Annotated in this window: 14 protein-coding genes; 7 read left to right on the forward strand and 7 right to left on the reverse strand. The window is 46.2% G+C overall.

The genetic code is table 11. The features are described from left to right. The first annotated feature begins 25 nt into the window (after positions 1–25). Positions 26–1,195 carry a glycerol-3-phosphate dehydrogenase/oxidase gene (locus AC2CG4_RS02675; RefSeq protein WP_484484784.1) on the forward strand — a complete coding sequence of 390 codons (1,170 nt, stop codon included), beginning with the start codon at positions 26–28 and terminating at the stop codon, positions 1,193–1,195. Between the two features lie 169 nt (positions 1,196–1,364). Continuing rightward, positions 1,365–2,381 carry an aspartate carbamoyltransferase gene (locus tag AC2CG4_RS02680; protein WP_484484785.1) on the forward strand — a complete coding sequence of 339 codons (1,017 nt, stop codon included), beginning with the start codon at positions 1,365–1,367 and terminating at the stop codon, positions 2,379–2,381. Between the two features lie 99 nt (positions 2,382–2,480). On the opposite strand, the gene AC2CG4_RS02685 is transcribed toward AC2CG4_RS02680, so the two are convergent. Then, entirely contained in the window at positions 2,481–3,764 is a 1,284-nt protein-coding gene (locus AC2CG4_RS02685; protein WP_484484786.1) for a diguanylate cyclase, read from the reverse strand. A 191-nt stretch (positions 3,765–3,955) separates the two neighbouring features. After that, positions 3,956–4,375 (reverse strand): YchJ family protein, encoded by a 420-nt coding sequence (locus AC2CG4_RS02690; protein WP_484484787.1) that lies wholly within the window; start codon positions 4,373–4,375, stop codon positions 3,956–3,958. Between the two features lie 151 nt (positions 4,376–4,526). Here AC2CG4_RS02690 and AC2CG4_RS02695 point away from each other — a divergent pair, with 151 nt between their 5' ends. The 3 genes from AC2CG4_RS02695 to AC2CG4_RS02705 all read left to right on the forward strand — a co-directional run bounded on the left by AC2CG4_RS02695 (position 4,527) and on the right by AC2CG4_RS02705 (position 8,200). Then, positions 4,527–5,681, forward strand: coding sequence for a 1-acyl-sn-glycerol-3-phosphate acyltransferase (locus AC2CG4_RS02695; protein ID WP_484484788.1), 1,155 nt, complete (start codon positions 4,527–4,529; stop codon positions 5,679–5,681). Beyond that, complete coding sequence (gene dinG, locus AC2CG4_RS02700) at positions 5,671–7,809, forward strand: ATP-dependent DNA helicase DinG (RefSeq protein ID WP_484484789.1); 2,139 nt, start codon at positions 5,671–5,673, stop codon at positions 7,807–7,809. The genes AC2CG4_RS02695 and dinG overlap by 11 nt, the downstream gene beginning before the upstream one ends. Before the next feature lie 64 nt (positions 7,810–7,873). After that, on the forward strand, positions 7,874–8,200 hold the full coding sequence (locus AC2CG4_RS02705; protein ID WP_062065419.1) for a YqcC family protein: 327 nt from the start codon (positions 7,874–7,876) through the stop codon (positions 8,198–8,200). Between the two features lie 6 nt (positions 8,201–8,206). On the opposite strand, the gene AC2CG4_RS02710 is transcribed toward AC2CG4_RS02705, so the two are convergent. After that, positions 8,207–9,817, reverse strand: a complete 1,611-nt coding sequence (locus AC2CG4_RS02710; protein WP_484484790.1) for a GDSL-type esterase/lipase family protein — start codon at positions 9,815–9,817, stop codon at positions 8,207–8,209. Positions 9,818–9,873: 56 nt separating this feature from the next. Further along, positions 9,874–12,027: a WD40/YVTN/BNR-like repeat-containing protein gene (locus tag AC2CG4_RS02715; RefSeq protein WP_484484791.1), complete on the reverse strand. Its 2,154-nt coding sequence runs from the start codon at positions 12,025–12,027 to the stop codon at positions 9,874–9,876. Between the two features lie 386 nt (positions 12,028–12,413). On the opposite strand from AC2CG4_RS02715, the gene AC2CG4_RS02720 reads away from it, so the two are divergent. Next, the gene (locus AC2CG4_RS02720) at positions 12,414–13,424 is read left to right on the forward strand and encodes a pectate lyase (RefSeq protein WP_484484792.1); all 1,011 of its coding nucleotides are present in this window, start codon (positions 12,414–12,416) and stop codon (positions 13,422–13,424) included. Between the two features lie 96 nt (positions 13,425–13,520). Here the strand turns inward: AC2CG4_RS02720 and AC2CG4_RS02725 are convergent, their stop codons facing one another. Further along, the gene (locus AC2CG4_RS02725) at positions 13,521–14,420 is read right to left on the reverse strand and encodes a hypothetical protein (protein WP_484484793.1); all 900 of its coding nucleotides are present in this window, start codon (positions 14,418–14,420) and stop codon (positions 13,521–13,523) included. 288 nt (positions 14,421–14,708) lie between these two features. Here AC2CG4_RS02725 and AC2CG4_RS02730 point away from each other — a divergent pair, with 288 nt between their 5' ends. Beyond that, on the forward strand, positions 14,709–16,199 hold the full coding sequence (locus AC2CG4_RS02730) for an amidohydrolase family protein (RefSeq protein WP_484484858.1): 1,491 nt from the start codon (positions 14,709–14,711) through the stop codon (positions 16,197–16,199). A gap of 21 nt (positions 16,200–16,220) precedes the next feature. Here AC2CG4_RS02730 and AC2CG4_RS02735 read toward each other — a convergent pair whose 3' ends face one another. Together AC2CG4_RS02735 and AC2CG4_RS02740 are read right to left on the reverse strand one after the other, a co-directional pair. Further along, on the reverse strand, positions 16,221–18,176 hold the full coding sequence (locus AC2CG4_RS02735; protein WP_484484794.1) for a hybrid sensor histidine kinase/response regulator: 1,956 nt from the start codon (positions 18,174–18,176) through the stop codon (positions 16,221–16,223). 10 nt (positions 18,177–18,186) lie between these two features. After that, on the reverse strand, positions 18,187–18,990 hold the full coding sequence (locus AC2CG4_RS02740; protein ID WP_484484795.1) for an alpha/beta fold hydrolase: 804 nt from the start codon (positions 18,988–18,990) through the stop codon (positions 18,187–18,189). Positions 18,991–19,024 lie beyond the last annotated feature (34 nt).

The raw sequence follows: 19,024 nt of genomic DNA on the forward strand, positions 1-19,024 counted from the left end.
CTGTCCTTTTTACGGAATAACAACAATGAAATACGACATAGTCGTCATTGGAGCAGGCATTCAGGGGGCAGGGGTTGCGCAGGCAGCCGCTGCTGCGGGTTATTCGGTGTTGGTGGTTGAGCAAACAGCACCTGCAGCGGGCACATCGAGTAAATCATCCAAACTAATTCACGGCGGATTGCGTTATTTGGAATCGGGTCAGTTTGGCTTGGTACGTGAAAGTCTGCGCGAGCGAGCGCTGTTATTAAAGCTTGCACCTGAGCTGGTCAAGCTGCAGCCTTTGCATATTCCCATTTATCAAGAATCGACTCGCTCGCCGCTGACCATTCGCGCGGGTTTAAGTATGTATGCCCTATTGGCAGGGTTGAATAAGACTTCCCTGTTTAAGCGGTTGCCGCAAAATGATTGGGCAAGTTTGGCAGGGTTGCGTCAGGAAGGGCTTAAAGCCGTCTTTCGCTACCAAGAAGCGCAGACCGATGATGCCGCTTTAACGCGCGCCGTTTTGCAGTCGGCAATCGTATTGGGAGCGGATGTGATGATGCCCGCGCGCTTTGTGGGGGCTGAGCGCAATGGGCAGTGTTGCAAGGTGGAGATAGCAGAGGGCGGCAGCATCCAATCAATTAGCTGCCGGGTGCTGGTGAATTGTGCCGGGCCTTGGGCAAATGAAATATTGGCGCGAATTACCCCGGCGATGGCACCACAACCCATCGAGTTAGTGCAGGGCAGCCATTTGTTATTGCCCCCCTTGTTGGACCAATATTTTTATGTAGAAGCGCCTCAGGACAAGCGCGCGGTCTTTGTTTTGCCGTGGAAAGGTAAGTTAATGGTGGGTACCACCGAAAAAGTGCACGATGGTGTGCCAGAGCAGGCTGGCTGCTCGCCAGAGGAGCAGGCGTATTTGCTGGCAACTTTACGCCATTATTTTCCGCAGTTACCGATTCCAAGTGAGGGCATAGAAACCTTTGCCGGTTTGCGTGTATTACCCAAGAGCGACAAAAACGCGTTTGCGCGCCCGCGTGAGGTGATGTTTGCGGTGGATAACGAAGCGCATCCGCGGGTGTTATCCATTATGGGCGGTAAGTTGACCACTTACCGTGCGACTGCAGAGGCAGCCTTGGCCCGGTTGATACCTTCGCTACCGACTAAAGAGCGGCGAGCAGATACCGAGTTGGTTCCCTTAATTCCGGTCGATTAATTCCCGCAGGGATTAGTGGTGCGATGAATACTGCGGCGCGTTGGATTTTTTTTGCATATGCCGTTGGTATCGCGCCGCACTGTCGCTAAAATGTCGCCGTTTTACATCTTCTACTGTTACTTTCAGGCATTTGCCTTTCCTGGCCAGCGGTCTCCGCTAAGGAACTCTTGTGATTTTTACCGGCGCGCACATTCTCTCTATCACGCAATTTGAACGAGCTGATATTCAGCGTATTTTTGATGTGGCCGATGCCATGGAGCCTTATGCTTTGCGCCGCAAGGTCACGCGGGTGCTGGAAGGTGCGATTCTGGGCAATATGTTTTTTGAGCCGAGTACACGCACCCGGGTGAGCTTTGGTTCGGCGTTCAACCTGTTGGGCGGCAATGTGCGTGAGACGACCGGATTTGAAAGCTCATCGCTCACTAAGGGTGAATCGCTGTTTGATACTGCACGGGTTCTGTCGGGATATAGCGATGTGATTTGTATGCGCCACCCGCAGTCTGGCTCTGTGGCTGAATTTGCCGAGGGCAGTCGGGTACCGGTGATCAATGGTGGAGATGGTGCCAATGAGCACCCCACGCAAGCGCTGTTGGATTTGTACACCATTCGTAAAGAATTGCGCTCTAAAAATCGCACCCTCGACGGTTTGCGTATCGCCATGATCGGCGATTTAAAACACGGTCGCACCGTACATTCATTGTGTAAATTATTGTGTGTATTTAACAATATCAGTCTGACCTTGGTATCGCCCAAAGAATTGGCTATGCCGGAATACATCGTCGAAGATTTGCGCAAAGCAGGGCATGCAGTGTTGGTGACCGATGATCTGCATAAGAGCATTGGCAATATCGATATCGCATACTCCACTCGTATTCAAGAGGAGCGCTTTGCGAGCAAAGATGAAGCGGACTTGTATCGCGGGCGCTTTCGTTTAAATCAATCGATTTACACTCAATACTGTGAGCCTAATACAGTGATTATGCACCCGCTGCCGCGCGACTCTCGCGCCGATGCCAACGAGTTGGATAATGACTTAAATGCAAACCCGAACCTAGCGATATTCCGTCAAACCGATAACGGTGTATTGGTGCGTATGGCGTTGTTTGCCTTGGTATTAGATGTGGTTGATCAAGTGGATAAGTATGCGCGCGAAGTGCGTTGGTATAACTCATTGCGTTCGCACTGATAAAAGTTTTTAGTTTAGCCAATAAAAAAATCCGCTGATGCAGTGCAACAGCGGATTTTTTATGTGCGAATTTTTTCAGTGGAAATAGGTTGGTTAAGTTTAGTGCAACACTTGAACAATTTTGTTTAGTAGGGCTGGCCCACTGAGGGTTTTATCAAATAGGTGGTCAATATCTAATTTTTTACCCAGTGCTGTTTCATCGCTGTTGGTTTCTTCACTTACAATCGCCATCGCAATGCTCGCTGTTTTAGGGGTGCGCGCTAAAATTTTACACAGCTCAGCGCCTGCTTCTGTCTCCGCTATACTGCTACCTAGCAAAATTAAATCCGGGTGTAAATCTACGGCCAGCTCCAAACATTCGCGCTGGGAGTCTGCAATCAACAAATTAAAATGTGCCTGTAAATGGCCACTGAAATGGTTGATCAAATCCTGATTGGTGTCGGCGAGCAATAAAGTTTTGTGTGTTGCGACTTCATCCACCCAGCTGCGGTTGCGCCCGGCGCGTTTGGCTTTATACAGCGCACGGTCAGCATTTTTAATCAGCTCTTCCAAATCGTGGCCGGTTGTGCGCAAGCAAGTTGCGCCACCAATACTGGCTGTAACGAAATTCGTAGTGGGTGATACATCATGGCGCAGTGCCAAATCCTCCAGTGCTTCGCTAATCGCTTGCGCAACACGCATAGCGCCATTGGCATCTGTTTCCGGTAGCAGCACCACAAATTCTTCACCCCCGTAACGCCCTAAAATATCCGAGCTGCGGTGCAAACAACTTTTTATTGCGTGGGTTACTTTTTTCAAACAGGCATCGCCTGCCGGGTGGCCGTAGTGATCATTAAATAGTTTGAAATGATCAACATCAATCATCAGCGCGCTGATCGGTTGTTGGTGACGTTTTGCCAGTGCCCACTGCTGCTGTGCTAATTCATTGAAGGTGCGGCGATTATAAATTTGGGTGAGGCTATCGAGTTGGCTGAGCGCCTCCAGTTCGGAATTGAGTTGATTGAGCTGGTCTCGCATTTCAGCGATGCGCTCCATTGCGCGAATTTTCGCCTTAATGATCATATAGCTTACTGGCTTGATTAAATAATCATCACCGCCAGCCTCAATCCCTTCGCGATAATTTTCATCTTCATTTAAGCCGGTAACAAAAATAATCGGAATCCAGTGGCCTGCGAGCCATTCCCGTATTAAACGGGTGGTTTCAAAACCGTTTAAGCCGGGCATTTCGACATCCATGATAATCATATCAACGGGCGTATTTTCCAGCAGTTGTAGAGCCTCTTCACCACTGCGGGCAAGCAAGGGTTCATGACCTGCATCAATAATATAATTGCGCATGGCAAAGCGGAGAGTTGCACTGTCTTCAACCAGGAGAATTTTCATAGGGCGTGTAAGCGGCGCTGTATCTATATGACAAGAATGAGTGTAGACGTTTTTATTGCTTTTGTAGTTTATGACGCTGCGCACAGTTTATGCAGCCAAAGTCGATGAGTCGAATGTTGGGTGAGATGAGCGGTGATTTTTTATCCGGATCGGTGCTTGAGTCACATTTCCTTGTAATTCTTGTTCAATTTTTATGTTTGATGGTCGATGTATAGCCATTTTCCCAGTACTTTTTTGAATTCTGAGATTTCATGGTGTTGATGTAATTGTCCTTCTTGTCGAAATAGGGCGATAAACTCCACTGTGCCACTGTCATCCTCTGCGCGGCCTTGTTGGGTGCTGAGTATCTGTAGCCCCAGCCATTCGCAACTTTCCGCCCAAGCCTGAATATCGGCCTTACTTGAACGTAGTCGCTGCTCCGGGCTCCAGGTAGCCCAGAGGTAGTCAGTCGCCAGAAGCACGTGGGCAGTATAGCGAGAACGCATTAACTGCTCTGCCGTGACGGCATGGCATGCACTCTCGATAAATGGTAGGCAGCAGCTGTTCAGTGCTTTTGTACTTCCGCACGGGCAGTGCGTATGGGCTTCGTTAAGGGGCGGTTTTGGTGGCATTTTGCGGCTCTTTTCGGTATTTTGTGCGGCTATTTTCGCTGGCTTTAGCCAATAAGCCAAGCGCGCGGCACCATTTCAGTTCGGCGCGCCGTCTGCAGTTCTGTGCCAGACTTAACGTCTATGTTTGACCTTCGAGTGATGATCTCCTGCTATGAATGAATTTGATGATATCCGTCCTTACCGTGACGATGAAGTTCGCCCCACAATCGAGCGCATGTTAGCTGACCCTGAATTGGCTGATGCGGTAACCCGCTTAAAATTTCCAGGGCTGTACAGCTGGTTAGGTTGGTTGCTAAAACCGCTTGCGCGCATGAAGCTCGCGCAGCAATTGGCCGGCATTAACGATGTCAAAGGCTTTCAAAGCGTAGTTGCAAATTACATGGAGGGTATGATCAATACCCGGGTGAAATTGCTTAGCGTTTCCGGTTTGGAAAAATTGGATAAACACACGCCGTATTTATTTATTAGTAATCATCGCGATATTACGATGGACCCGGCATTTGTGAATTGGGTGTTGTATCACAACGATTGCAATACATTGCGCATCGCCATTGGCGACAATTTGCTCACCAAGCCTTTTGTGTCAGATTTGATGCGTCTCAACAAAAGTTTTATCGTCAACCGCTCTGCCAAAGCGCCGCGTGAAAAATTAAAAGCGGCAAAATATTTGTCGAGTTACATCTATCACTCGATTTGCAACGAGCACTCTAGTATCTGGATCGCCCAGCGTGAAGGTCGCGCAAAAGATGGCTGCGATAAAACTAACTCTGCCGTGTTGGGCATGATTGCGCTCAACAAACCTAAAACTGAAACTCTGGGGGATTATCTGCGCAAATTGCGCATAGTTCCTGTGTCGATTTCTTATGAGCTTGACCCCTGCGACGCGGCTAAAGCGCGCGAATTATATTTGCAGCGCACCGAAGGTTCTTATCAAAAAGAAGAACACGAAGATGTTAAAAGTATTGCCTTGGGTATTGGTGGTAACAAAGGTAATGTGCATTTGGCCTTTGGCGATGTACTCGATGGCGATTACGCGGATACCGACGAATTAATGGCAGCGTTAGACCACCAAATTCTCGGTAATTATGTATTGCACGCAACCAACTGTTTTGCCTACGAAATGCTGCACGGCAAAGTGCCTGCAGTAAAATATAGCGCTGAGAATATAACCTATGACCCAACCAAATTGCGTGCAGAAAAAGCAGAGTTTGAGTTGCGCATAAATGCAATTCCCAGTGGTCAGCGTGAAATTGCCTTAGGTATTTATGCCAATGCTGTGGTGAGTAAAATCGCTAATGCTAACTGATGCGCTCAAAAAACAAATTCAAAGTGCGTACAGCCAATTTTTGGAGAACAAGGGCTTAACCTCCCGCTATGGCCAAAAATTAATGATTGCCGAAATTGCCAAAACCCTCGGCAGCATTAGCTTAGATGACGAAAATCACCGCGAAATTGTTGAGCGCGCCGGTGGCCATATCTGCGTAGTAGAGGCGGGTACAGGCACGGGTAAAACCATCGCCTACTTATTGCCGGCGATTATTATGGCAAAAGCCTTGGGTAAAAAACTGGTGGTATCTACCGCAACCGTGGCGTTGCAAGAGCAAATTGTTAATAAAGATTTACCCGAATTGCATCGCAACAGCGGTTTGTCATTTTCGTTTACCTTAGCAAAGGGGCGTGGCCGTTATTTGTGTTTGAGCAAACTCGATAATGTGATTGCGGAATACGAAAGCGGCGCTAATCCTACCCGTGCATTGTATGAAGATGAATTACCCAGTGTATCTGCAGTAGGTATTAAACTTTATCAATCCATGATGGATGCCCTGGCGGGAAACAAGTGGAACGGTGAGCGCGATACCTGGCCACAAGCGCTGGAGCAGAACGAGTGGCAAATAATTACCACCGACCATCGCCAATGCACCGGGCGCCGCTGTTCGAATGTGTCGGCGTGCAGTTTTTTTAAAGCGCGCGATTCGATGCACTCGGTCGATTGTATCGTCACCAATCACGATTTAGTTCTTGCTGATCTCGCTCTCGGTGGCGGCGCAATTTTGCCCGCACCGGAGGATACGATTTACGTATTTGATGAAGGTCATCATCTACCGCAAAAAGCGCTCAATCATTTTGCTCATCACAGCCGCATGCTTTCCACCAGCAAATGGTTGGATCAATGCAATAAATCTCTTGGCGCTATGCTGGGTGTAATCAGCGGTGCGGGCAATGTGGATCGCTACGGCGAACAACTTCCCGCCGCATTAATTGACTGCAAGCAGCGGTTGGATCAGTTGTATCCCGTGTTTGAACAGCTTGCACAATCCATCGCGTTTGATGATCGCCAATCCCACTATCGCTTTGAAAATGGTGTTATCCCACCCGATTTAATTATTCCCTGCGTGGAGTTATACAAAGGCTTTGATCGCCTGAGTGAACTGCTCAAAAAAATGTGCGATGAATTAAACGAGGCGATGGAAGATGCCCATTGCCCGGTACCCAAAATTGATTTGGAAAATCACTATCCGATTCTCGGAGCGTGGCAAACCCGCGCCGATGCCAACCGCGATTTGTGGGCCAGCTTTGCCACGCCCGATAAAGCGACATCGGTGCCTAAAGCGCGCTGGTTAACGCCAGTTGATAGCAGTGGCAATATGGATTTGGAGGTCTGCTCCAGCCCTATAGTGGCAGCAAAAACCCTTGAATACAGCTTGTGGGAAAAAGCCTGCGGCGCGGTGATTACCTCCGCAACTTTAACGGCGCTGGGTAATTTTCACCGCTTTCAAATGCGTGCAGGCACGCCGAACGATGCGCACTACCAAGTGGTGCCCAGCCCGTTTAATTTTCAACAGGCGACACTGGAAATTCCCGCCGCAGCGGTAGAGGCAACCAATGCCGATGTGCATACGCTCGCTATTATCGATGACTTGCCCAATTTAATTGATCCGGATGCGGGCAGTCTGGTGTTGTTTTCATCGCGCAAACAAATGCTCGATGTGTTTGAGGATATGCCTGACGAACTGCGCGAAATTATTTTGATTCAGGGCGATAGTTCCAAGCAGGAAATGCTGGTTCAACATAAAAAGCGAATCGATGACGGGCACGGCAGTGTGTTGTTTGGTTTGGCAAGTTTTGCCGAGGGTGTGGATTTGCCTGGCAAGTATTGTACTCACGTAATTATCGCCAAGTTGCCCTTTGCGGTGCCAGATGATCCGATTGAGGCGGCGCTGTCGGAATGGATTGAAGCGCGCGGTGGTAATGCCTTTATGGAAATAACCGTGCCCGATGCATCGCTTAAATTAATTCAAGCCTGCGGGCGTTTGTTGCGCACGGAAAGTGATACCGGGAAAATCAGTTTGTTGGATCGCCGGATTATTACCAAGCGTTACGGCAAGGCGATTTTAAATTCGCTGCCACCGTTTACCCAGATTATTCATAAATAATTGTAGCTTGGTGCTGAGCGCAGCGATGCCCAACAATGCCCAACAACACAAATCACAGAATCCTATGAGCAACATTTACATTTCCGTCGCTGAACTGTTAATCGATGTTGAAAAAGAACTGCGTTATTTGCAGCTCTGGGATGCAGAAATGATTTCGGCAGAGGCGCTGGCAAGTGAACAGCCGTTTGCAGTTGATACCATGAGCTTTCCGCAATGGCTGCAATTTATATTTTTACCGCGTATGTATTTTATGATCGAGCAGAAAATGCAACTACCGGGTAATTGCGGTATTGCACCTATGGCAGAGCAATATTTTTCTGTATTGAAATTGCCATCTTCCTCTCTAATAACACATTTACATAAAATAGATGTGCTGTTAAGTAGCCAGTGAACGTAACTACTTTAAGTATTCCGCTAATTTTTTTAATTCTTTGTTGGTTTTAATTTCTTTCGCAACTAACTCCGCCATTGCCTCAGCGCCATTTTGTTGAAAGTGTGTGCCATCGGGCGCCTGCTTGCTACCAGCAACATTATTGGCATAAAAACGATTGATGGCGGGGTCAACCACCAGCCAATAGTTTTTCCACTCACCAGCGGCTAATCCATTAACAAATTCAATACTCGCCGCTTCCAGATCGATTAGCGGCACTGCGTTAGCGGTGGCAGTGTCTTTAATCGTTTGCGTATAATCTCCAGTAAATAAATAACCATTGTTTGTATTTTGTTTGGTGAAATGGCTGTGCACCACTGGTGTGGCTTGTTGACCCTGCGCATTCTTGATGCGCGTAGTCGGTGTAAATAAAATTGGCTTTGCGCCGCGTTCGCGCGCGATTGTTATATAGCGCTCCAGTGAATGTTGAAACGAAAGTTCAGCTTGTGCATCGGGATATTGTGGTTGGCCTTCACTGTTGTTGGGGTAGGTGCAGAGATTTTTTACATCTGCCGCGCCGCGCACCGGTTTGCTGGAGTCGCAATTTTGGTCGTTATGGCCGTGGTTAATAAATACATAATCGCCTGGCTGTATTAATGGCTCCATTTGCGCGAACCAACGGCCATTATAAAAATCCCGCGAGCTGCGCCCGGAGCGTGAACCGATAATTACTTGCACGTCGCTGTCTGACTTAAACTGTGCGGCAAATGCTTGGCCCCAGCCCATTCGTGGATAACGTAGCTGTTCGTACACCGCTGAGGTTGAATCACCTACAACAAAAATACGCTTTTGCGCGGATAGGATTTTTTGCCGCTCTTGCTGCGCCCGATTAAAATCAAACGTTTCGTAAATGCCATCTGCTTTTAATCCGACGATAGGGCGAAAACTGATGTCGCTCAGTGTGGCATGGCCAGTTTCACCGGTATTGTTATCGTAATTACGGTTGTGGTGCAGGAGAGATAGCAGTTCTGCTAGGCCATCATTTTTCTGCATTGGGTAAGTGGCAGGGTTAAAGTGATTCGCATCTTTAATGCCTGCTTGCTGTAATGCTTTTTTAAACCCTTTGCGCAACTCAGTTTGCGCTGTGTGTAATTGGGCTGCATTGAGTGATTTTATGGACTTGCTGTTTACCCATTGTTGTGGGCCGATAAACCCTTGCGCAACCGCAACATCAGAAACAATGCGATCAGTGAGCGGATTAATGTTGCCGACTTGTTGCTGATCGGTAGAAAAGCTGTCTATAACCGCTGCCATACAAATAGGGCGCAGCGTTGCATTTTGATTGCAATCCTCTGGTTTACCTTCAGCAACTATTGAAAGCAGTAGGGGGGCAGTAATACCGTTTAAAGATAAAGTGTAGCGCCCGGATTCATCGCTAGTCGTATGCAACTGTTTGCCCTGCGAATCCACTAATTGTATCTGTGCATTAGCCAGCGGCCTTTGTTCAAATGTCACCCCGGTTAGCTGGGCGGATGGTGAGGGTGGCTGTAATGTATGAACAGTATTTTGGCAGGCACTCAGCGTAAAGAGCATTGTTGCAATAGATGTTGTGCTAATTTTGCAGATACTTTTTTTCATGATATGCCCGTTATCAGTAGATTCTTATCGGTGTAGCTATAAAAATGCCGCCGCTTTTATTCGGGATTGAGCAGTGGGATTCTCACCAGGCGTTCACCGCCACCTAGCAAGGCGTTGCTCGCGGAATCTATCGCCAATGTTTTAATGGATGCTTGAGTGATAGGTTCCATTGTAGCCCAATGTTGGCCATCATCTCTGGAGTAAAGAATGGCGCCGCTCCGGCTGGCGAGATAGATAATGTCGGTTGCAGGGTCTTGCACAGGTTTGCGTAAGACATCCTGGGTGGGATTAGCAATAATTTGCCACTCGCTAGCAGAATTGGCTAAGCGCAAAATCAAACCATTATTGCCAGTTGCGAGCAGTGTGCCACTGCGCAATGCAACAATACTGAGAATTGTATGCCGGGTATTGGTATTAATGGTTTCCCAGGTTGATCCCGCATCGTTCGAGCGCAGCAGTAATCCTTCCTCGCCACCAATCCAAACTGTGCTTTTAGTGAAATAAATCGCGTGTAAATTTTTGCTGATATGGGCGGTTATGCTTGTCCATTTTTTTCCGTCCTGTGAAATTTGAATCGCTCCCGCTTGCCCGATAGCGACAAATTGGCGATGTGTTACGTCGTAGATTCCGGCAAATAAATGTTTATTGTTGTCGTGTTCGCTTGCCGCCCAGGTTGTACCTGAATCGCGAGAATAATGAGTGTTGCCTGGGCCGGCGAGCGCGACGATGGTACCTTTGTCATCGCTCAATAATTGGTGGAAATACCCTTGATTAATATCGCCCAGTGAAAACCGAACATGCCAACTTTGGCCTTGATCATTAGATGTTAACACTGTACCAGGTGGGCCAGCAGTAATCAGTGCGTCAGTTTTTTTATCGCGAATAATTGAGAAAAAATAATCGCTAGATTGTTGTGCTGAATCAATAGGTTGCCAATCTTGCCCTTGATTGTTGCTAGTCAGTAACAAACCTTTGGCACCTACAGCTAGCCAATTGCCGGTAGTGAGTTGAATTAGTTGATGTACAAAACCGGTAACTGGTGCATGAACAAGTTGCCAGTTTTCACCCGCATTATCTGATTGCATCAACAGGCCGCCCTCGCCGTAGGCGACGACGCGACGATTATCTATATCAATAAGCCCATGGATACTTGCTGACGTTAATGGCGGGAGCTTGCTCCAGGTGCGGCCGCCGTTATCAGATATTAATTGCATGCCGTTTGCTCCGGCGACAATTAGTTTTTCTGAATTTTTTAGTGCCAATATATCGGTGAGGTATTCATTGGTTTCGGCCACTGGTGCCCATGTTTTTCCGCCATCATCGGAAATAATAATTTCACCATCAGCAGATATAATCAGCAGAGTGTTGTGTGCCGCATCATGAAGTAAATCAGTGAGATAAGCTGAGCTGCCAGTGTTAATTAGCTGCCAGTCTTCCCAGTCTTTCTCACTGCGCAACAAGGTGCCATCTGCACAGGCAATTATTATTGTGCGACCCACCGCAACCAGTTTTACCAGTGCGGCAGAGGTGGGTAGGGTGATAGTTTGCCATTGGTTTCCGCCATCCCGCGATAGCATCAACAGGCCATTTTCTCCGATTGCGGCAAGTATTTTTTGCTCTGTTAAATAATAGATATTGCTCAGATTAACATTGTGGCGAGTATCGATTTTTGTCCATTCAGTATCGGTTGTTGTACCACGTAATAGCACACCTTGGTCACCACCAGCGATCCAGGTTTGGTGTGCCGAGTCAAATATAACTGCTGTTAATTTTTTGTCGGTATGGCTAATTTTTCTTTGCCAGTTTTTACCCTGCTTAGTTGAGTGGAGGATCAATCCATTTTCGCCCACTGCAACAAATTGGGCATTGTTTGGAGCGCTTGCGATGGCAAGAATGTTATCGCTCGACTGTGTTTTTACTGCGCTCCATTGAATCGTTTTTGTGGCAGCTGGGTTTATGTCAGCCTGAATTATTGTGCCGTCGCTGCCGGAAATAAAAACCTGCTCTTTATTGTATAAAGCGGCAAAAAAAGCAGGGTTTTGCACCTGTAAATGCTGGATGACGGTGGTGTTTTGCTGGTTGGTATCAATCTTGGCTGTGTTTATAGGCGGATTATTTTTTTCGCAGCCCCATAGCGTAAGAATGCAGCTAAGGAATAGTCCCAAAAAAATGGTTTTTAATGTTTTCAGCAATGGTGAAGTGGTTTTCATAAAATAGGATATTTTTTTAGGCGATAAAAAACGGCCCGCTGTTACGATTGGTAGCGGAAAGTTGCGTGTTTGAAGTTGTTAATCAATACAGGTAATAGGAATGCCACTGCCGTGGTGCGCGTTTATTTTTTTGAAAACCTTATGTCTCAAGGAGATCTAATTTGCGTTTAGCTAAGTTACCAATAAATTTATTAAATTCCTACTGATAAATCATATTTACATGTATCTAGAAGCTAGATATTCTAATCGGGCTAGGATTTTTGCGGGCATAAACCAGCAGTTTATGTTCTTCGCGGTCAGTGGAGTGTGTTCATCATGCATACATTGGTAGTACGCGATTTGCAAAATCTGCTCCTCTCTATTCTCTGGAGTTAGGAGTTTTTAGTATGTTAAAAAAAATAATGATAACAACCGTATTGATTGGTGCTTCTGCCGCTGTTTTGGCAGCCAATCGTCCGAGTGGCTATACCACCATCTGCAAGATTGGCGAAACTTGTTCTGTATCTAAGGCAACTAATGTTGCGTTTGGTGCGGACGACAAGTTTGTGTACAAAGTGCTAAATGGTTCGTTTAGTTGTAGTGTAGCTACTTTTGGTTCTGATCCGATTCCTGCTAAATCAGTAAAAGAGTGTTCGATTCCTTCCAGCGGTACCGGAGTGTCGTCCACCAGTTCGTCTGTTGCATCCAGTTCGGGTTCAACCGGCGGTAGTGCTGAGTGTAAAGCCGGAGCGGTAATTGAGAACAAAACCGTCGATTGCGGTGGCAAGACTATCGGTCTGACTTGCCCCGGCGACGCAGAAGGACAGCCACCTGTTATTACCTTGAAAAATGCGACCATTAAAAATGTGCGCATTGCTGGTAGTGGCGGTGCTGATGGGATTCACTGTACGAGCGGTGCTTGTCGTGCAGAGAATGTGGTGTGGGAAGATATTTGTGAAGATGCAGCTTCGCTATTGAGTAGTGGTACTAAATTCACTATTTCAGGCGGTTCTGCGTACAACAACACTAGTAACTCCCCAGGCTCAAAACCCGATAAAGTTTTCCAGCACAATTCCAAAAACAGTACCTTTGAAATTACCAATGGGTTTACTGCCAAGGGTGTGAATGGAAAATTGTGGCGCTCTTGCGGTAATTGTTCAAGCAATGGCGGCCCACGTTATGTGGTTATCAACAATGTCACAATTGATGGAACCATTGGTAGCATCGCGGGAGTGAACCGTAATTTTGGTGATAAAGCAACGATTCGCAATCTGAAAATTAAAGGTTACAAATCTGGCTCACCAAAAGTGTGTGAAGAGTTCCAGGGCGTTCAAAAAGGTAGCGAGTCTACCAAGTATGGCGAGTACTGGAACACTGCATACTGCGATGTTAGCAAGTCAGATGTTACGGCTTTCTGATTTTTTTATAATAATGAACAAACAATAATCGGCTCGCAAAAATCAGTAGCCCCTCTCTGGCAACAGAGAGGGTTATAAAATATGCGTTACTCAATGCTACTGTGCGCCCCATCCCGCCTTCAAGCTTTCCCACATTTCATTAAAGTGTTTTTGTTCGTGTTCACGCAGCGCATCGTATTGCGCTTCAGTTAAGGTGGCCCGAGCAGTGTTGAGATAATTGTCTTTATAGTCATGCAAGGCTTCATGTGCCTTTTCAATTAAAAATGGTTTTTCTGCCGCTGTTGCATTGGCGATGGTTTGTCCAGTGGTTTCCAAATAGCGATTAAACTCTTGCTTTTGCTCTAATTTACTCAGTAGCAGCGCTTCGCGATTTTCGCTTGGGATAGGTGATTCGGTCTGTAACTGATCAAAAAAATTGTTCATTTGATATTGCTCGTAGGCTGAGTCTTTGAGCAGTTCATAGGTTTTTCTGTCTTCTGGTGAGTTGAGCAGCTGGGCAATTTTTCTATCAATCTCGGCCAGGCTCTCTTGCTGTTTGCGAATAGCTTCTTCGGTGTCGGCTTGTGACGAGTAATAACCTATGCTGCTCGCCCCTAAAATTTGCTCACGCTGCAGTAGTAGATCCTGCAGTTCACTGCGTGCATATCCTGCGAGCGCCAATTTTGACATAAGCAGCGCATATTTTTTTTCCAGTGTTCGTTTAAGGTTTTCTTGTTGAATACTCACAAATGCACTAGTTGTGGTTGTTGTTGCATTGGAGTTGGCAGCAGCTATTTTATTAGTGGCGGGCAGCGCCGTTTGACCAAAGGCAATAAAATCCTGCAAGTCATTAATTGCTTTTTGATGGTTGTCGCGTTCTAGCTGCAAGCGCGCATCAAAATCTGCCCGTTGCTGAGCTAATTGTTGAAGCAGAGTTTGCTGATCCAAATAGAGCACGCCGTAACGCGCCGATAGCAACAGTAATACGATCGCAAGAATTGTGCTTAATAGTTTCATTTTTACCTCCGTAAATACGGAATCATTATTATGGACTGAGGTAAATATGACCGAATGTCGCCAAGTAAGAATAGGTGGTTAGTCGCAGCCGAGTATAGGCTTCGCCACACTTGTGTATAGCTGGATTAGATTACATTTTCTCTCTTGCTTCAAGCTCTTGGTGCGGGTAGGGTGTTGCTATTCACTATATTGTGAAGTTTTGACGGCTTATCTCCATAATGAAAAAGAACCAAAAGGATGTAGTCAATGATGCTTAGGATGTTAAGACAGGCACTTTTATATTTGCTTATGTTGATACTGCTGTTGTTTGTACTTTTTGCTGTTGGAGTGTTTTGGCCAATCGCGACAGTGGATGCCATTAAAACGAACGCTCCAGTTGCAATAGTGAATGCCTCGGTTGTCGATGTCGCCGCTGGTGTGATCCTGTCTAATCAAACAGTGTTAATTGATCAAAAACGTATCCAGATTGTTGGTTCAGTTGATGAGATTGAGCTTCCTCAAAATGCTATTCGTGTCGATGGGGAAAATCGTTTTTTGATGCCCGCATTATGGGATATGCATACCCATGTTTATAAAGTAACGCCGCTTTTGGATATGCCGCTCTATATCGGCTACGGCGTTACTAATGTCAGGGATATGGCGAGTTGCCCTAAAGCGAATGACCCCTTTGCCGCGTGCCCAGAAGATTTCAAACGCTGGACTGCACAGGCGAATAATGATCAATTGGTGGGGCCGCGCATACAAGGCATAGCAAGCTGGCATGTAAACGGCCCCGGAATCCATAAGAAAATTAAAGGATTGCCAGATTTTTTTGGCGTTGCTACGGAGCAGCAGGTGAGGGAATTTGTTCGCTATTATTCGGGCAAAGTCGATGCAATCAAAGTCTACAATTACATTGCCCCTGAGGTTTATTTTGCATTGGTAGATGAAGCGAAAAAGGTGGGTGTCGATGTGGTCGGGCATCGCCCGCTTGCGATCAGTGCAATTGAAGTGGCGAAGCATCAAAAAAGTATCGAGCATGCACGATTTATTTTGCATGAATCTTTTCCGGGCAGTGCTGCGTTGCGTGAATCGGTTACCAAAGGAACATGGAGCGAAGATCGTCGTCAAATGTTGGATCAGCATGACCCGCAGATGGCCGCCGCAATTTTTTCAGAGATGAAAGAATCAGGTACTTGGTACGTACCAACACATCTCACTCGTCGTGTGGATGCCTATGGTGAGGACGCGCTTATTTTGGAAGATCCAATTCTGCGTTATCTGCATCCATTAATGAAATGGCAATGGCTTGAGGATGTTAATAAGGTTATTAGTGAAGATCCGTCACCGATAGCACGACAGACCTATCGTGATTTTTATCATAAAGGTCTTGAGCTAACGGGTGCTGCTCATCGCGCGGGGGTAAAAGTATTAGTGGGAACAGATTATATTGTTGCTGGAATCACTGTACACGATGAATTAGAGCAATTGGTAATCGCAGGTCTTACACCTGTCGAGGCATTGCGTGCAGCGACAGTATTACCTGCTGAATATTTTGGCTTGCAAGAACAGTATGGTGCTGTTGCTCCAGGCATGTTCGCGGATCTGATTCTGTTAAATCAAAATCCTTTAAATGATATTCGCAATACGCTGGCAATTGAATCGGTCATATTTAACGGAAATTTATATGATCGTAATAAACTTGATGAGATATCAGCAGTCGCGAAAAAGCGGGCAGGGAGTTGGAGTGTTGGATGCAAGATAGTGTGGGAGTTTATTAAGAATCCAGTGGGATATTAGCGCTGATTCTTAATCCACGGTTTATGTGCCGATCTCGTTGAGCAGGGCAGTCAGTATTTTAATATCAATTGGTTTGGTTAAGTGACCGTTAAAGCCTGCATCTTTAGCGAGTTCTTTGTCTTTGCTTTGACCCCAGCCGGTGGCGGCAACAATAAATATTTTTTCACCCCAAGGTTGTTGTCGGATACGGCGGGCAACTTCGTAACCATTGATGTCGGGTAAACCTATATCCAGTAAAATTGCATCGGGTAAAAACTCTTCTGCAATACTAATACCACTGGTGCCAGTATAAGCTACACGCGTTTTATGTTCAGTTAATTCTAGTAGCATTGAAAGACTGTCAGCTGCATCTGTATTGTCATCAACAATTAAAATCTTTTTATTTGTCATCAGCGTTACAGTTGCATTTTCAGGAATGATGGATGTTTCCGGGGCGGACTCAGCGATGGGGAGTCGAACAATAAATTCACTACCTTTCCCTTCGCCCTCGCTGTGCGCAATAATGCTTCCTCCGTGTAGCTCTACTAGCCCTTGAACTAAAGCTAGGCCAATACCTAACCCACCTTGAGAACGTTCAAGGGCTGGTGTGAGTTGCGAAAACATACCGAACACGTTGGAGAGTTGTTCGGGCGGTATACCAATACCTGAATCAAGTACCGATAGGACAAGTTCATCGTCCTCCTGAAAAGCTTTTAAACAAATTGTACCCCCCTCCGGTGTGTATTTGGCGGCATTATTTAATAGGTTGGAAATAACCTGAATTATCCGCGTGGCGTCAGCATTGATGGTGATTGGGGTGTCTGGGTTAATTATTGTGAAGGTGTGCTTGGATTTTTCCATTATCGCATAGGCAGATTCAATTGCGTGTTGTATCAGCTGAGCGATATCGATTTTCTGTTTGCGTAATTTCAGGCGTCCTTGGGATATGCGCGAAATTTCCATCAAATCATCAACCAAGTGAGTCATCTGCGAGAGGTGCCGTTCGAGAATTTCTCGAGCCCAGTGGAGAAATGGATCCTGGGCCTCCTTCATTCTAATAATCTCCAATACGTTGCGCATGGGTGCTAGAGGGTTGCGTAATTCATGTGCCAGTGTCGCGAGGAACTCATCTTTGCGGTTATCAGCAATTTTTAATTGCTGATTTAACTCGTAAAGTTTGCGCTCCACTTTTTCTCGTTCAGAAACATCAATCACAATACCGAATACAGATAGTGCAGCGCCTGTATCTGAATAGATCGCATGGCCTCGACATTCCATTGTCAACCAGGAGCCATCTGCATGGGCCAATTTAAACTGAATGGAGTAGTCTTTTTTGCTGGTGATTGATTGTTCTATTACTTTCAAAAAGTGAGCTTGGTCATCAGAATGGATCAGTTGCGCTAATGGTTCTTCATTGCTTTCAAAATAGCCTGCATTAAAGCCGGTGAGTTGGCATAGTTCGGTACTCCACCAGGTGTGTTGGGTGACAAGATTTTTTGACCAGACTCCCATTTGCGCACTGAGCATGGCGATACTTAACAGATCTCTGCTTTCCTTTAATTCTTGTTGGGTTTTTTTTAGGGCGCCAAGAGAAACCTCAGCGTTTTTTCTCGCTGCCAATAATTCCCTTTCGTAATTTTTTCGATCAGTAGCAATAAAGAATGCTAATTGATCAAAACTGCTATCGTTGTATTGCTGACGCACGGCGTTGATTAGCATAGGGATTGGCGTGCCGTCTTTACTTACAACATCGATTAGTATTTCGGCTACCGAACCCTGCAGTTGTAATAGGGGTGCCCAGTGGGTGTGATAAAAAAAGCGCCCTCCAACAGTGAAGAGTTCTTGTATTTTCTTTTTTCCAACGATGTCTGTTTCGCTGAATCCTATCCACTTGTAAAAAGTTGAATTGGCTCGGCGGATAGTGCCATTTACTTCGGTAGTTACCAAGCCACAAGCGGCATACTCGAAAGATGAGGCTATATCTGGAATGGAATCCATAATGCGATGGTCAGTCAGAATGTTTAGAGAGGTAATTCATGATGGCTTCAGTACTTTTATGGGGTGAACTTAGGTGAGGGCAGTGTCCTACATTGGTAATTAAACAGAGCTCCGCTGCCGGCATTTTTTGGAGCATGTATTCCCCTACACTGCAAGGAGCAATGAAATCATCACTACATTGCAGAATTAATGCCGGGGTTGTTGATTGCGGCAGCAGTCGACGATGGTCAGATGAAAACGTGACTCGAGCAAAGTGCTTGGCAATTTCAGGGTCAGTTCTACAGAAACTATTGGCTAATTCTTCTCTCAAGTCGGGACGATCTGGTGTGCCCATGATGGCTGGTGCCATTGAGCTGGACCAACCAAGATAGTTACTATCGATGGTGTCGCATAGCTCTTCAATGTCAGTACGCGAAAAGCCACCGATGTAGTCATGATCATTAATGTAGCAAGGTGAAGGGGCAATCATGATTTGGCTAACAAATTTTTCTGGGGCTGTTACAGATGCAATTAAGCCAATCATTGCGCTTACCGAGTGTCCAACAAAAATAACAGGTTGATCGGTCACTGCATCAATAATTTCAATAAGGTCACAAGCGTAACCGTTCAATGATGAGTACTTGGTGAAATCATAGGCTGATAGGTCAGATTTTCCACTGCCCACCAAGTCAAATAAAATAATTTTAAATTGATCTTGAAATTCGGGCGTCAAGTAACGCCACATGTTTTGATCACAGCCAAAACCGTGTGCAAAAACAAGTACTCTCGATCCTTGGCCAATGATGTGAATGTTGTTGCGAAGAAAAATATTCATACTCCTTGTCTCCTCGGGTTGTTCGCACCACGCA

This window comes from Cellvibrio sp. ATLC23 (assembly GCF_057196725.1).

Coding starts and splice junctions, on each gene's coding strand:
- AC2CG4_RS02720 (WP_484484792.1), top strand. CDS start 12,414: ATGTTAAAAAAAATAATGATAACAACCGTATTGATTGGTGCTTCTGCC.
- dinG (WP_484484789.1), top strand. CDS start 5,671: ATGCTAACTGATGCGCTCAAAAAACAAATTCAAAGTGCGTACAGCCAA.
- AC2CG4_RS02735 (WP_484484794.1), bottom strand. CDS start 18,176: ATGGATTCCATTCCAGATATAGCCTCATCTTTCGAGTATGCCGCTTGT.
- AC2CG4_RS02740 (WP_484484795.1), bottom strand. CDS start 18,990: ATGAATATTTTTCTTCGCAACAACATTCACATCATTGGCCAAGGATCG.
- AC2CG4_RS02690 (WP_484484787.1), bottom strand. CDS start 4,375: ATGCCACCAAAACCGCCCCTTAACGAAGCCCATACGCACTGCCCGTGC.
- AC2CG4_RS02725 (WP_484484793.1), bottom strand. CDS start 14,420: ATGAAACTATTAAGCACAATTCTTGCGATCGTATTACTGTTGCTATCG.
- AC2CG4_RS02705 (WP_062065419.1), top strand. CDS start 7,874: ATGAGCAACATTTACATTTCCGTCGCTGAACTGTTAATCGATGTTGAA.
- AC2CG4_RS02695 (WP_484484788.1), top strand. CDS start 4,527: ATGAATGAATTTGATGATATCCGTCCTTACCGTGACGATGAAGTTCGC.
- AC2CG4_RS02675 (WP_484484784.1), top strand. CDS start 26: ATGAAATACGACATAGTCGTCATTGGAGCAGGCATTCAGGGGGCAGGG.
- AC2CG4_RS02730 (WP_484484858.1), top strand. CDS start 14,709: ATGTTGATACTGCTGTTGTTTGTACTTTTTGCTGTTGGAGTGTTTTGG.
- AC2CG4_RS02710 (WP_484484790.1), bottom strand. CDS start 9,817: ATGAAAAAAAGTATCTGCAAAATTAGCACAACATCTATTGCAACAATG.
- AC2CG4_RS02715 (WP_484484791.1), bottom strand. CDS start 12,027: ATGAAAACCACTTCACCATTGCTGAAAACATTAAAAACCATTTTTTTG.
- AC2CG4_RS02685 (WP_484484786.1), bottom strand. CDS start 3,764: ATGAAAATTCTCCTGGTTGAAGACAGTGCAACTCTCCGCTTTGCCATG.